Below are 13,422 nucleotides of genomic sequence, written 5' to 3' on the forward strand. Positions count from 1 at the left end.
TGGATTCTTTGTCGCACCACTGCCAGCCGATCACATGGGTGCCGTTGTGAGCGATGAGCACGCACCATCCGTTGAAGTAGGTGCCATCAACGATGACTTGCCGGTGAACCTCCCCGGTCGGGTCAGGCTGCGGGACTTCGATATCCCAGCACCATGAGGTTCTGCGTCGGAATGTGCGGGGGCTATAGGTGTGCCGGGGCATCGAGGAGGGGCCCAGTATCCAGCTGATGAAGTCAGTGATCTCAGCCCTGCGGGTCACATCAGTCCGGGACTGAGTGGCCGAGGCACCGCAGTTCTTGCACCGCCACCGCGTCCGCCCAGCGCTGGTCTTGCCGTTCTTAACCAGCTTGGTGCCGTATACACCACAGACCGGCTGATTCGAGGGAGGAGTCACCCCACATGCTTTCAAAGCATGTGCAGGCCCCTACATCCCCGCTATATCAACGATCCCCGGCCGTGCTGTACACACATTCTGGCCTATAACTCTGAGCTACAACAGATAACGAATGTAGTTCATTTATCGGGGAGTGTCCCCGTTCCCAGGAAGGCAGCGCCCCGTATGGTCGAGCTGATCATCCACAATGCCCGCATCCGCACGATGACAGCGGCCAGCGATGCGGCGATCGTCGCCGACACCGCCGTGGCCGTGGCCGACGGCATGATCCACGCCGTGGGAGGCGATGCGGAGATCCTCTCGCACGCCCGTGACGAGACCCGGATCGTCGATGCGGCCGGGGCGACGCTGACTCCCGGCCTCATCGACTCCCACTGCCATCCCGTCCTGGGGTGCTCCGCGACGGTCGGCATCGACTTCGGGGGCATGACGGATCTGGAGTCCGTTCGGGCGGCCATCGCCGAGGAGGCTTCCCGGCTCGGGGCCGGAGAGTGGATCCTCGGCTGGAATCTCGACTACAAGGCCTTCGAGACAGCAGGAATCCGCGGGGATCACTTCGACGGCGTCACCGGCGGGCGCCCGTTGGCCGTGCGCTTCTTCGACATGCACACCGGACTGGCCAACAGCGTGGCGATGGAACGTTCCGGCGTCGACGGAACCGAGACGTTCGCCGACGCCAGCGAGGTCGTGGTGGACGAGGACGGCACGCCCACCGGTGAACTCCGGGAGATTCCGGCGTACTCTCTCGTCTTCGACGCGGTGCCCCAGGGACCAGCTGAGGAGCTGGCCGGCATGGTCCAGACCAAGTTGCTGGAGATGGCGGCCAGCGGGGTCACCGGCGCCACCATCATGGACGGCGATCGGAAGACCCTGACCACGTTGCAGGCGTTGGAGGAGCTTCCCGGTGGACTGCCCGTCCGCCTGCAGGTAGCTCTGTGGCATCACCCCGGTGACGATGACTCCGCCGTCGCGCAGCGGATCGCGCTGCTGAGCAGCTCCGGCCGCCGCTTCCGCGTGAGCATGATCAAGATGTTCATCGACGGGGTCATCGACGGCGGCACCGCCTGGCTCCACCAGCCCGACACCCACGGGGAGTCCGCCGAGCCGTTCTGGCCCAGCGTCGACCGCTACGCCGAGGTCGCCGAGGCCTACCACCGGGCCGGATTCCAGCTGGCCACGCACTCCTGCGGCGATGCCGGCGTCGCCCACGTCACCGAGGTCTACTCCCGACTCGACCCGTCAGCCGGCTCCGGGGCACCGCATCGGATCGAGCACCTGGAGACGATGACGGACCATGACGTCGATTCCCTTGTGGAGGCCGAAGTCGTGGCCTCCATGCAGCCGCTGCACATGCAGTGGCGGGAGGCGCAGGGCACAGACCCGTGGGCGGCCCGGCTGGGGGAGGAACGAGCATCCCGTGCCTGGCGGGTCAAAGACGTCCTCACCGCCGGGGGGCGGATCGCGTTGGGCTCCGACTGGCCGGTGGCCGAGAGCGACGCCCGCCTCGGACTTGCCTGGGCGCGCCTCCGTCGCCGTCCCGGCCACCCCGAGAGCCCGGTCTTCGAGCCTGCTCAGCGGCTCACCGGTGTCGAGGCGCTGCTGGGGTACACCCGGTGGGCCGCCGAGGCCCTGGGTCGTGCCGACCTCGGCACGATCACTCCCGGGTCTCAGGCGGACCTCGCGCTCTGGGTCGCCGACCCGGTCGAGACCGACCCCGACGAACTCATCGCCACCCCGGTGCTCCTGACCACTGTGGCAGGGGAGATCATCCACCATACCCAGGAGGTCACATCATGAGCACAGCATCTACGACGGTCAGCGAGACTCCCGCGCTGAGACGCAGTCTCGGACTGCCCTACGCCGTCCTGTTCGGTCTGGCCTACATGGTGCCGCTGACGGTCTTCACCACCTACGGCATCGTCAGCACCATCACCTCCGGGCACCTTGCACTGGCCTACATCATCACCTTGACCGCCATGCTGGTCACCGCACTCAGCTACGCCCGGATGGTGAAGGCGCTGCCGGTGGCGGGATCGGCCTACACCTACACCCAGCGCTCCTTCGGGCCCAACCTCGGATTCCTCGTGGGCTGGTCGCTGCTGCTCGACTACCTCTTCCTGCCGATGATCAACTTCATGATCATCGGGCTCTACCTCAACGCGGCGATCCCCGCACTGCCGGCCTGGCTGATCATCGTGGCCGCCATCGTGATCGTCACGGCGATGAACGTGCTCGGCATCAAGGTGGCCGCCGGCTTCAACAGCATGCTCGTGGGGATCCAGGTGGTCTTCATCGTGGTCTTCGTGATCATGAGCGTCGTGACCCTCACCGCCCAGGACGCGTCCATCGACCCGCTGGCGCCCTTCGCCAACGAGGAGTTCCAGTTCGCCGCGCTCATCGCCGGCGCCGCGGTGCTGTGCCTCTCGTTCCTCGGGTTCGATGCGGTCTCCACGCTGTCCGAGGAGACCAAAGACCCCACCCGCACCATCCCGCGCGCCATCCTGATCTGCACGTTCAGCGCCGGTCTGATCTTCATCTTCCTCTCCTGGCTGGGGCACCTGGTCTTCCCCGACTGGACGGCCTACAGCTCCGTGGACACCGCGGCCACCGATGTGATGGCGCGCGCCGGAGGGGCGTTCCTGGTGGCGTTCTTCACCGCCGCGTTCATCTCCGGCGGGGCGGCCTCCGCGACGGCCTCCCATGTCTCCGTGACCCGCATCCTCTACACGATGGGCCGCGATGGCGCGATGCCCGGCCGAATCTTTGCCGTGCTGCACCCGAAGTTCCGCACGCCGTACCTGGCGGCGCTGGCCGTCGGGGCCGTCTCACTGCTGGCTCTCGTGCTGCCGTTGGAGCTGGCCGCCGCCATGATCAGTTTCGGAGCGCTCATCGCCTTCACCTTCGTCAACCTCTCCGTGATCAAGTACCACGCGGTCGACAGGGGGCGCCGCCACGGCGGAGACCTCATCCGGTTCGTGGTCCTGCCTGCGATCGGCGTGACGCTGTGCCTGTGGCTGTGGACCTCGCTGTCCCCGGACGCCTTCATGGTCGGTCTCGGATGGGTCGGCGTCGGCCTGGTCTGGTTGCTGGTGATCACACGGGGCCTACGCCGGCCGGCGCCCACGATGGACCTGCAGGAGGTGGAGGACTCGGTCGTCCCCAGCAGCTAGTGCCGCCCCGCACAGAGACGTCCCCTGCGGGCCAGCCGTTCACGCGCTGGCCCGCAGGGGACGTCTCTGTGTGAGGGTGGCTGTCAGTAGCCGCGGTCGACCCACTCCTGGAGGAAGGGCTTCTCCTTGTCGATACGGGTGGACTCGCCGTGTCCGGGGAGCACCTGCGTCTGCTCCGGCAGCTCCGCGAAGATCCGGTCGCTGATCGACTCGATGATCGTCTCGAAGCTGCTGTGGGACCGACCGGTGGCCCCGGGACCGCCCTGGAAGAGCGTGTCGCCGGCGAAGAGCACCGACCCGCGGGACCCGTCGGTGTGGGGGAGGTCCTCCGCATAGAAGCAGGTGGAGCCGGGCGAGTGGCCGGGCGTGTGGACTGCTGTCAGGCGCGTGTCGGAGACGGTGAAGACATCGCCGTCGGAGATCTCCACATCAGGACGGGCATGGGCATGGACCTGCTCCCACAGGACGTGGTCGGCCGGATTCAGGTGGATACGTCCGCCGACCTTGCGCTGGACGTCGAAGACCTCACGGATGTGGTCGTCATGGCCGTGGGTGAGCAGGATGCCCAGGACCTGGCGGTCTCCGACCTGCTCCGCCACAGCCTCGGCGTCATGGGCAGGATCGATGATCAGCACCTCGTCGTCGTCACCGACGAGGTAGACGTTGTTCTCCACCTCCCATGTCCCTCCGTCCAGGGAGAAGGTGCCTGCGGTGATCAGGTGTTCGATGCGTGCCGTGGTGGCCATCGGGTGGGCTCCTCTCAGCCGATCTCGACGACGCTGCGCAGCACGTCGCCCTGGTTCATGGTCTCGAAGGCCTCCTGGACCTGGTCAAGGCGGACCCGCTCGGTGACGAACGCATCGAGGTCCAGGCGCCCCTGGCGGTACAGATCCACCAGGTAGGGGAAGTCTCGACTGGGCAGACAGTCTCCATACCAGGAGGACTTCAGGGAGCCGCCCCGGCCGAAGAGGTCGATCATCGGCAGCTCCACGCTCCACGAGGGATCAGGGACGCCGACCAGGACCACCCGGCCGGCCAGGTCACGTGAGTAGAAGGCCTGCGTATAGGTCTCGGGCCGGGCGACGGCGTCGATGACGACGTCGGCGCCATGGCCTCCGGTGAGCTCACGGATGGCTTCCACCGGATCGGTGCCACCTGCCTCCACGGTGTGGGTGGCGCCGAGCTGCCGGGCCTGCTCCAGCTTCCGCGGGTCGAGGTCCACGGCGATGATGGTGGTGGCTCCGGCCAGTCGCGCCCCCGCGATGGCTGCGGTTCCCACGCCTCCGCAGCCGATGACGGCGACCGACTCCCCGCGGGCCACCTCACCGGTGTTGATGGCCGCCCCGATCCCGGCCATCACCCCGCAGCCGAGCAGCCCTATGGCGGCGTTGTGCTCGTCCTCGGTGTCCTCGACGACGGTGCACTGCCCGGCAGCGACCAGCGTCTTCTCTGCGAACGCTCCGATGCCCAGGGCCGGCTCCAGGGGAGTGCCGTCGGCCAGCGTCATCTTCTGCGTGGCGTTGTGGGTGTTGAAGCAGTACTGGAGCTTGCCGCGGCGGCAGGCACGGCACTCGCCGCAGACGGCGCGCCAGTTCAGGATCACTGTGTCCCCGGGGCTGACCGACGTCACCCCCTCGCCGACGGCGGCGACGCGGCCGGTGGCCTCGTGCCCGAGCAGGTAGGGGTAGTTCTGGCCGATCATGCCCTTCTGGTAGTGCTGATCGGTCTGGCAGACGCCGCAGGTGAGCACATCGACCACGGCCTCCCCGGGGCCCGGATCGGGGACGACGATCTGCTCGACCGTGGCCGGCGCGTCCTGAGCGGTGACGACCACGGCGTTGACGGTATAGGGCATTTCAGGGGCTCCTCTTCAGGCAGGTGACATCGTTGGTGGCAGGTGTGGGCGGCGGATGAGCCATGGTAGGCCCGCCGAGGGGAGAGGGTTCAAGACCTCATGCGCGAGGCGCTGGGGTCGAAGAGGGGCTCCTCGGCCACGCGCGCCCTGAGGCGGCGGCCGAAGTAGGACGCCTCGACCTCGGTGCCCGCGGCAGAGTGCTCCGCGGGCACCCAGGCGTAGGCGATCGACTGTCCGGTGACATACCCCTGGTCCGCGCTGGTGACATAGCCGATCGGTCGGCCGTCGTCGCCCGCCGCATAGACGGGCTCATGACCCATGAGCACCTTCGACGGGTCCTCCAGCAGCAGGCACACCAGCTTGCGGCTGGGCTGGTCGGCGCCGATCGCGGTGAGCTTCTCCGCCGCCGCACCGCGGACCGCGAACTCGATGCCGGCCTCGTGGGGAGTGTGCTCGCGGGTCATGTCGGTGCCCCACAGGCGCATGCCCTTCTCCAGGCGCAGGCTTTCGAAGGCGCGACGCCCCACCGGGAGGATGTCATGGCGGCGCCCGGCGCCGATCAGGACATCCCACAGGTGGCGGCCGAACTCGGCCGGTGCATAGAGCTCCCAGCCCAGCTCCCCGACGTAGCTCAGGCGCATGGCCAGCACTGGAACGCCGGCTACGTGGAGCTCGCGGCTGCGGTAGAAGCGGAACGCCTCATGGGAGAGGTCCTCGTCGACGAGGCCCTGGAGCACCTCGCGGGCCTGAGGTCCCCAGAGCCCCAGCCCGCATGACCCGGAGGAGGCGTCCCTTAGGTGCAGCGCATAGGAGCGTTGCCTCATCATCATCTGGAACCAGGCGGCGTCGAGGTTGCCGTTGACTCCGAGGTGGTAGGTCTCCTCGGCCGTGCGGGCGATCGTGATGTCCGAGAGGATGCCGCCCCGTTCGTCCAGGATGAGCGCGTAGACGATGCTTCCCACCGTGCGTCCGACACGGCGGCTGAGCAGACCGTCGTCGGCCAGGCCGTCGAGGAACTCCGTGGCCCCGGTGCCGGAGAGCTCCCAGCGGGGAAGAGAGGACATGTCCACCAGGCCCACAGACTCGCGCAGGCGCCTGGCCTCGACCGCGACGAGCGGGCTCCAGTACTGCGCCGACCACTGGTCGCGGGTGGGCAGGGTGGCGTCGCCGAGCATGGGGACCGCGGGACGCATGTCCGGAAGGGTCGCATTGGACTCGTACCACAGCGGCCTCTCCCAGCCGTTGGCCGAGCTGAACGACGCCCCGCGCCCCCGCTGCCGCTCGTAGAAGGGGGACGTGCGCAGACCCCGCAGACGCAGAGTCGTCGCGCGGGGGTGGACGATGTCGTAGACCTCGTCATAGGACTCCTCGCCCTGCTCGCGGGCCCAGCGCTGGGATGTCAGAAGCGGGTCGAACCGGGCGACGTCGAGGCCGTGGGTGTCGATGCCGGGATCACCGGTGGTGAGCCATTGGGCCACCACCTCGCCGACGCCGGCGGACTGGGTCACCCACACGGACTGGGCCATCCAGAGGCCCTCGATCCCGGGCACCGGTCCCAGCAGTGGGCCGCCGTCGGGGGTGAAGGAGAAGATGCCGTTGAAGCTGAGCGAGTCGTCCAGCGTGGTCTCGCGCAGCTCGGGGAGCAGACGCTGGGCCTCCACCCATGAGGCCTCGAAGTCCTGTCGCGTGAACGGGTGGATGGAGGCCTGCCCGCCGTGCCGGAGGATCTGCTCGGGGCTTGCGATTTCATGGTCCGCCACCGGAAGGGGGCGGTGCTCGTAGGCGCCGATCGCGATCCTCGAGCCCCATTCGCGCAGGTACATGCCGTGATCCTGGTGCCGGATCATCGGCCGGGCGACCTCGGTGGCGTCGTCGAGCCCCGCGAGGGATTCGATCGGCTGGCTGAAGCCGAATCCGTGCTCGACCGGGAGCATCGGAATGTCCATGCCCAGCAGCTCGCGGGCCAGCTTCGGCCCCCAGAGTCCGGCGCAGGAGATGACGATGTCGGCCTCGATCACCTCTGGTTCGGCGTCGGAGCCGACCGGGACCGTCTCGACGCCGGTGACGCGGGTGCCGGAGCGACGGATTCCGGTCACCTGCGTCTCGCTGACCAGTCGCGCCCCGCCGGCCTGGGCGCGTCGTGCCTGGAACTCGACGGCGCGAACACCCTTGACCACGGCGTCGGTCGGTGTGTGGAGGGCACTGAGCACTGTCGAGGTGTCGATGTCGGGCCACAGGGCGGCGACCTCCTCGGGGGTCAGCAGCTGTGCGGGCACACCCCAGGACTTCGCAAAGTCATGCCGGCGGTGCAGCTCCTCGACACGTTCAGCGGTGGTGGCCAGCTCCAGGCCGCCCACGCGTTTCATCACCCACTGTCCGTCGACCTTCGCGCCGTCCAGCTTGTCCAAGGTGCGCTGGGCCAGCTCACACATGGCCTTGTTGGGCGAGGTCTGGAACACGAAACCTGGGGCGTGGGAGCTTGAGCCGCCGGTCTCGAACAGCGGACCCTGCTCGACGACGGTGACGTCCGTCCAGCCCCGCAGGACCAGTTCGTCGGCGACGGCGGCGCCGACCACTCCCAGGCCGATGATGACCACACGGGAATCGTGCGGAGCAGTGTGGTGCGACATGCATCCTCCAGGCGTTGCATATTAAGAAACGAGATGTTCTGTGCGCAACCAGCCTAGAGGCCGTGTGTTTTATGGCACAAGGGGTTCACCCTGGGTGTTTCCTGAATCGTGGCCAGCTCAGCCTCCGAAGTACCCCATCCTGACCTCCAGGGTGCGAGCCTCCCTCTTGAGCGTCTCGGCGAGCTCGGCGAAACGTGATTCCGGCAGCCGGAAGGACGGGCCGGTGATCGACAGGGCGGCGGCCACCTGGCCGTCCTTGCCGCGGACGGGGACCGCCAGGGCGTTGATGCCCTGTTCCCACTCCGCCACGGCGGAGGCCCAGCTGCGATGCCGGATCGTCTCCAGCTCACTGCGCAGGACTTCCGGGTCGGTCATGGTCATGCCGGTGAAGCTGTCCAGTCCGCGCTCCACGAGTCGGTCGAACTCGTCCTGGTCGGCGTGGGCGAGCAGGATCTTTCCAGTGGATGTGGCATGCAGGGGGCCGCGCTGTCCGACGTACTGATGGCTCACGCTGAGCATCTGGTCGTCCGCGGCCTGGATGATCGTCACGGCGTAGCCGTCGTCCAGGATGGCCACGTTGACCGTCTCCTGAAGCTCCAGGGCCAGGGCGTCGCAGCAGGCCTGGGCGTCCTTGGAGAAATCCATCTGCGCCGCCACTGAGTTGGCCATGTGCAGCAGGGTGATGCCGAGCCTGAAGGCGCCCCGTTCGCGCTCCTGTTCGACGAGCCCGTGGGCCTCCAGCGTGCCGAGCAGTCGGAACGCCGTGGAGCGGTGCACGTCGAGCTCCCGGGCGATCTCCGCGATCGTCAGAAGCGGCGACTCGCTCAGGAGTCGGAGGATCTGAGCGGCGCGGTCGACGGACTGGATGCGAGTCAGGTTCTCGGACGTCATGAAAAAACTCCAGATTCTTCGGATGGCCTCTTGACGCACCCCTCGTGGGCAGTGAAGCATAGGTCACACAACGTGTTGCGCACTATAAATCATGTTGCGCTATTAGCAACACTAGGTGAAACCGGTGGTGATGGCAAATGAGTGTCCGCGTCTGTTCCCTGCAGGACCTGACTCCAGGAGAAGGTCTGCGCATCGATTCTGTGACTCCGCCGATCGCGGTGTTCCTGACCGAGGACGGCCAGGTGCATGCGATCGACGACACCTGCACCCATCAGGAGGCCTCCTTGGCCGCCGGATGGTTGGAGGACTGCCGAGTAGAGTGCCCTCTGCACGAGAGCACGTTCTCCCTGCTGACCGGAGACGTCGACCAGCCGCCCGCCAAGCGCGGTGTGCGGGTCCACCAGGTCGAGGTCCGCGGCGACGACGTGCTCGTCGAGCTGTCCCAAGATGCACCGAATCTTCCCCCGGGGGTGACTGTCTGATGCTGGACTCATCGATGACCATGTACGGAGCGGGACTGCCCGTCGACGGGCACCTGCTGATCGTGGGAGCCGGCCTGGCCGGTTATCACGTGGCGCGCGGAGCCCGGGCCAACGGGCACCAGGGCCCCATCACGGTGCTCGGGGACGAGCTCCACCCGGCCTACGACCGTCCTGCGCTGAGCAAGGCGTTCCTCAGCGGAGCGGCGGGCATCGAGCACCTGGTGCTCGACGACCCGGAGAATCCGCTCGATGTCACTTGGTTCGGCGGAGCCGCCGCCGAGCGCCTCTCCGCGGAGCCCCTGGGAGTCGAGACCTCCGACGGTCGCTTCCATGACGCGGACGCGGTGGTGATCGCCACCGGCGCGCAGGCCTCCCGGCTGCCCCTCTCGGGTCAGGCCACCTTCGTGCTGCGCAACATCGATGACGCCCTCGCGCTGCGCAGCAGGGTCGTCGAGGACCAGCGCATCGCCATCGTGGGCGGCGGGTTCCTGGCGCTGGAGGCCGGAGCCACCTGCGCGGAGCGCGGGGCTGCGTCGGTCACCGTCGCGGCAGGTGAGCACCACCCGGGGGCCGCGCGTCTGGGGGCGCCCGTGGGCGAGGCCGTCCGGCTGCTGCACGAGCGCCGCGGCGTGCACTTCGCGCCGCCGAGCCGTGCGGCCTCGGTCCGCGACGTCCCGGGCGGTCAGGAGCTCGTCCTGGCGGACGGCCACACCGTGGAGGCAGACATCGTAATCTGCGCCATCGGGGCGACCCCCGCGACCGCCTGGCTGCGGGACGGGGTCCTCAGCCTTGACCCCACCAGCGGAGCAGTCCTCTGCGACGACACAGGATTCACCGGGATGCCCGGCATCTGGGCTGCGGGGGACTGCGCGCAGTGGGCCTCCCAGGCCTCGGGCCTGCGCCCCGTGGGCCAGTGGCAGGAGGCGGTCGAGCAGGCAGGCATCCTCTCCGCCTCGCTCACCGGCGCCGCCCCTGCGCCGTTCCAGGAGCCGTACTTCTGGTCCGAGCAGTACGACGTGAAGATTCAGGGAGCCGGTCGGATCAGCCAGGCCGACGAGGTACGGGTGATCGACGGCAGCATCGAAACTGCCGATCTGCTGGTCAGCTATCTCCGTGAGGGCGCCGAGGTGGGGATTCTCGGCTTCAACCGCCTTCGCGAGGTCAAGCGCTGGCGCAAGCAGCGCCAGGTCCGCGCGGCGGACGTGCTGGTGGCCTGACCTCCGACCCGGTCCCGACACCCAGGAAAGAGAGAACACGCACCCATGATCATCGATCACTTGGACGAGCCCCTTCCCGGATCCTCATTGCGGCCGACCCCGCCGGGCGTGGCCTACACCGATCCTGAGATCTTCACCCAGGAGCAGGCGGAGATCTTCGAGAAGCAGTGGAACTGTGTGCTCCGCGCGGACTCCCTGCCGCAGGCCGGCACGTGGAAGACGGTCACCGTCGGCCGCGAGGAGATCATCGTCGTCCGCACCCGGAAGGCCGGCATCGCCGCCTACTACAACGTCTGTCGCCACCGCGGCATGCGCATCTGCACCACGGGTGAAGGACGCAGCAAGACCCTGAAGTGCGGGTACCACGCGTGGACCTACGCCCTCGAGGGGGAGCTGGTCGCCGCACCGAACCTCACCTCGATGCCCGATGTGGACCAGGAGGCCTACGGACTCCGCCCGGTCCACGTCCGGGAGTGGCTGGGCTACGTGTGGGTGTGTCTGGCGGAGGAGCCGCCGAACTTCGATGAGGCCGTCCTCGGTGAGGTCCGCACCAGCTTCGGCGAGGTGGAGTCCATCGACAACTACGGCATCGAGAACCTCGCCTGTGGCGAGACGAAGACCTACGACGTCCAGGCCAACTGGAAGCTCATCATCGAGAACTTCATGGAGTGCTACCACTGCGCGACCATCCACCCGGAGCTCACCGAGGTCATCCCGGAGTTCGCGGACGGCCTGGCGTCCCAGCGGAAGGACGGCGTGGTCCACGGCGCCTCGTTCGGCGACGAGATCACGGGCTTCACCGTCGACGGTTCCTCGGGCGTGGCTGAGATTCCTGCGATCGCGCCCGACCAGGAGCGCAAGTACTACGCGATCACCGTCCGTCCGCAGGTCTTCATCAACACGGTGCCGGACCATGTGATCATCCACCGGATGTTCCCGGTCTCGGAAAGCCGGACGATCGTCGTCTGCGACTGGCTCTTCCTTCCGGAGGTGGTGGAGAAGATCAACGCCGGAACCCTCGACGTCTCCAAGTCGGTGGAGCTGTTCCACCGGGTCAATGAACAGGACTTCGAGGCCTGTGAGTACACCCAGCCCTCGATGTCCTCCAGCGCCTACACCTCCGGGGGAGCACTCGTTCCCAGCGAGCATCACATCAGCGAGTTCCACGACTGGTGGTACGCGGCGCTGGGATGGCGCGCCCCCGAGCAGGTCCGCGACGAGCAGACGACGGCGGCACAGGCCTGAGCATGCCCATCAGTGTGTTTGACCTGTTCAGTGTGGGGATCGGTCCGTCGTCCTCGCATACGGTGGGGCCGATGCGGGCAGCGCGCCGGTTCGTGGTCGAGGAGCTGCCTGCCGGTGACGACCTGGGCGGCTTGGCTGAGGTCCGGGTGGACCTCTATGGCTCCCTGGCCGCCACCGGGCAGGGGCATGGGACCTTCGATGCGGTGCTGCTGGGCCTGGAGGGCTGGGACGCAGAAGCGATCCTGCCCGAACAGGTCGAGGAGCGGCTGGCCGATATGCGGGCCACGGGGACGGTCCAGGTCGGCGCCCAGGTGGGGCGCCGGGTGGATGTGGCCCTGCGGGTGGAGGATTTCGTGCAGCGGCCGTTGACGTTTCTGCCGCAGCATTCCAATGGGATGGTGCTCACCGCGGTCGATGCTGCGGGGGCTCAGCTGGCGGAGCAGACGTATTTCTCCATCGGGGGCGGGTTCGTGGTCACCGCGGCCGAGGCGGAGGCGGCCTCTCTGGGTGAGGTGGTGGAGTCCACGGAGGCGGCGGTGCCGTATCCGTTCACCACGGCTGCGGAGTTGATGGGCCATTGCCGGGATGCTGGGCTCTCGGTCTCGGAGGTGATGATGGCCAATGAGACGGTGGTGCGTTCCGAACAGGAGGTCCGGGCAGGGGTCCTGCATATCTGGGCCGTCATGGAGGACTGTAAGAACTCTGCGCTGGGTCGGTCGGGGGAGCTGCCGGGTGGGTTGAAGGTGCGGCGTCGTGCCCCGGGCTGGCATGCCCGTCTGACCGAGCAGGATCCGGATCGGTCGTATGCCTATTGGCAGGAGTGGGTGAATCTGGTGGCTCTGGCGGTCAATGAGGAGAACGCCTCGGGCGGCCGGGTGGTCACGGCACCGACCAACGGGGCCGCCGGCATCATTCCGGCGGTGGGGTTCTACGCGACCCACTATGGGCCGGGCGGTTCGTTCATCGCGGCGCAGGATCGCCAGGAAGCGGTGGTGCGGTACCTGCTGGCTGCGGCGGCGATCGGGGTGCTGTACAAGGAACAGGCGTCGATCTCTGGTGCTGAGGTGGGGTGTCAGGGGGAGGTCGGTTCGGCGTCTTCGATGGCGGCTGCGGGGCTGTGCGAGGTGCTCGGGGGCAGTCCGGAGCAGGTGGAGAATGCCGCGGAGATCGCGATGGAGCACAATCTCGGGCTGACCTGCGATCCGATCGCGGGGTTGGTCCAGGTGCCCTGCATTGAGCGCAATGCGCTTGCGGCGACCAAGGCGGTCAATGCGGCGCGGATGGCGTTGATGGGTGATGGCCAGCATCGGGTCTCGTTGGACGAGGTGATCGTGACGATGCGTGAGACGGGGGCGGATATGTCCTCGAAGTACAAAGAGACCGCTCAGGGCGGCTTGGCGGTCAACGTCATCGAATGTTGAGACCCACGCAGTGAGCCCCACGCAGTGACATCCCCGACGTGACAGTGACATCTTCCCGGTGACGCGGCAGAGAAGACGCCGCCGGGAGACGACGACAGGTCGGGACGGACCGACCAC

The 13,422-nt window shown here is 67.7% G+C and carries 11 protein-coding genes; 6 read left to right on the forward strand and 5 right to left on the reverse strand.

Translation table 11 applies throughout. From position 1 onward, the window contains the following. Positions 1-394 (reverse strand): IS1/IS1595 family N-terminal zinc-binding domain-containing protein (locus ABD658_RS09960; RefSeq protein ID WP_425574503.1); only part of this gene is annotated, 394 nt, incomplete at its 3' end. A 165-nt stretch (positions 395-559) separates the two neighbouring features. On the opposite strand from ABD658_RS09960, the gene ABD658_RS09965 reads away from it, so the two are divergent. Beyond that, on the forward strand, positions 560-2,191 hold the full coding sequence (locus ABD658_RS09965; RefSeq protein ID WP_344681908.1) for an amidohydrolase: 1,632 nt from the start codon (positions 560-562) through the stop codon (positions 2,189-2,191). Further along, positions 2,188-3,564: an APC family permease gene (locus ABD658_RS09970; RefSeq protein ID WP_344681906.1), complete on the forward strand. Its 1,377-nt coding sequence runs from the start codon at positions 2,188-2,190 to the stop codon at positions 3,562-3,564. The genes ABD658_RS09965 and ABD658_RS09970 overlap by 4 nt, the downstream gene beginning before the upstream one ends. 83 nt (positions 3,565-3,647) lie before the next feature. Here the strand turns inward: ABD658_RS09970 and ABD658_RS09975 are convergent, their stop codons facing one another. The 4 genes from ABD658_RS09975 to ABD658_RS09990 all read right to left on the reverse strand — a co-directional run bounded on the left by ABD658_RS09975 (position 3,648) and on the right by ABD658_RS09990 (position 8,940). After that, a complete protein-coding gene (locus ABD658_RS09975) occupies positions 3,648-4,310 on the reverse strand; it encodes an MBL fold metallo-hydrolase (RefSeq protein WP_070160578.1) in 663 nt (220 codons plus the stop codon). Positions 4,311-4,324: 14 nt separating this feature from the next. Next, on the reverse strand, positions 4,325-5,419 hold the full coding sequence (locus ABD658_RS09980; protein ID WP_070160580.1) for an S-(hydroxymethyl)mycothiol dehydrogenase: 1,095 nt from the start codon (positions 5,417-5,419) through the stop codon (positions 4,325-4,327). 89 nt (positions 5,420-5,508) lie between these two features. Then, positions 5,509-8,049: a GcvT family protein gene (locus ABD658_RS09985; RefSeq protein WP_344681903.1), complete on the reverse strand. Its 2,541-nt coding sequence runs from the start codon at positions 8,047-8,049 to the stop codon at positions 5,509-5,511. A 117-nt stretch (positions 8,050-8,166) separates the two neighbouring features. Next, positions 8,167-8,940, reverse strand: a complete 774-nt coding sequence (locus ABD658_RS09990; RefSeq protein ID WP_311024879.1) for an IclR family transcriptional regulator — start codon at positions 8,938-8,940, stop codon at positions 8,167-8,169. A gap of 137 nt (positions 8,941-9,077) precedes the next feature. Between ABD658_RS09990 and ABD658_RS09995 the strand changes: the two genes are divergently transcribed. From ABD658_RS09995 to ABD658_RS10010, 4 genes are read left to right on the forward strand one after another with little or no spacing between them, the layout of a single operon-like run. Next, positions 9,078-9,422, forward strand: a complete 345-nt coding sequence (locus ABD658_RS09995; protein ID WP_070160584.1) for a bifunctional 3-phenylpropionate/cinnamic acid dioxygenase ferredoxin subunit — start codon at positions 9,078-9,080, stop codon at positions 9,420-9,422. Continuing rightward, positions 9,422-10,639, forward strand: coding sequence for an NAD(P)/FAD-dependent oxidoreductase (locus ABD658_RS10000; RefSeq protein ID WP_344681898.1), 1,218 nt, complete (start codon positions 9,422-9,424; stop codon positions 10,637-10,639). The genes ABD658_RS09995 and ABD658_RS10000 overlap by 1 nt, the downstream gene beginning before the upstream one ends. 45 nt (positions 10,640-10,684) lie before the next feature. Further along, complete coding sequence (locus tag ABD658_RS10005) at positions 10,685-11,884, forward strand: aromatic ring-hydroxylating oxygenase subunit alpha (protein ID WP_085437199.1); 1,200 nt, start codon at positions 10,685-10,687, stop codon at positions 11,882-11,884. Between the two features lie 2 nt (positions 11,885-11,886). Further along, the gene (locus ABD658_RS10010) at positions 11,887-13,305 is read left to right on the forward strand and encodes an L-serine ammonia-lyase (protein WP_344681895.1); all 1,419 of its coding nucleotides are present in this window, start codon (positions 11,887-11,889) and stop codon (positions 13,303-13,305) included. The last annotated feature ends 117 nt before the right edge of the window (positions 13,306-13,422 follow it).

Source organism: Nesterenkonia aethiopica (genome assembly GCF_039534665.1).
GTDB classification, from domain to species: Bacteria; Actinomycetota; Actinomycetes; order Actinomycetales; family Micrococcaceae; genus Nesterenkonia; species Nesterenkonia aethiopica.

Coding starts and splice junctions, on each gene's coding strand:
- ABD658_RS09965 (WP_344681908.1), top strand. CDS start 560: ATGGTCGAGCTGATCATCCACAATGCCCGCATCCGCACGATGACAGCG.
- ABD658_RS09970 (WP_344681906.1), top strand. CDS start 2,188: ATGAGCACAGCATCTACGACGGTCAGCGAGACTCCCGCGCTGAGACGC.
- ABD658_RS09975 (WP_070160578.1), bottom strand. CDS start 4,310: ATGGCCACCACGGCACGCATCGAACACCTGATCACCGCAGGCACCTTC.
- ABD658_RS09980 (WP_070160580.1), bottom strand. CDS start 5,419: ATGCCCTATACCGTCAACGCCGTGGTCGTCACCGCTCAGGACGCGCCG.
- ABD658_RS09985 (WP_344681903.1), bottom strand. CDS start 8,049: ATGTCGCACCACACTGCTCCGCACGATTCCCGTGTGGTCATCATCGGC.
- ABD658_RS09990 (WP_311024879.1), bottom strand. CDS start 8,940: ATGACGTCCGAGAACCTGACTCGCATCCAGTCCGTCGACCGCGCCGCT.
- ABD658_RS09995 (WP_070160584.1), top strand. CDS start 9,078: ATGAGTGTCCGCGTCTGTTCCCTGCAGGACCTGACTCCAGGAGAAGGT.
- ABD658_RS10000 (WP_344681898.1), top strand. CDS start 9,422: ATGCTGGACTCATCGATGACCATGTACGGAGCGGGACTGCCCGTCGAC.
- ABD658_RS10005 (WP_085437199.1), top strand. CDS start 10,685: ATGATCATCGATCACTTGGACGAGCCCCTTCCCGGATCCTCATTGCGG.
- ABD658_RS10010 (WP_344681895.1), top strand. CDS start 11,887: ATGCCCATCAGTGTGTTTGACCTGTTCAGTGTGGGGATCGGTCCGTCG.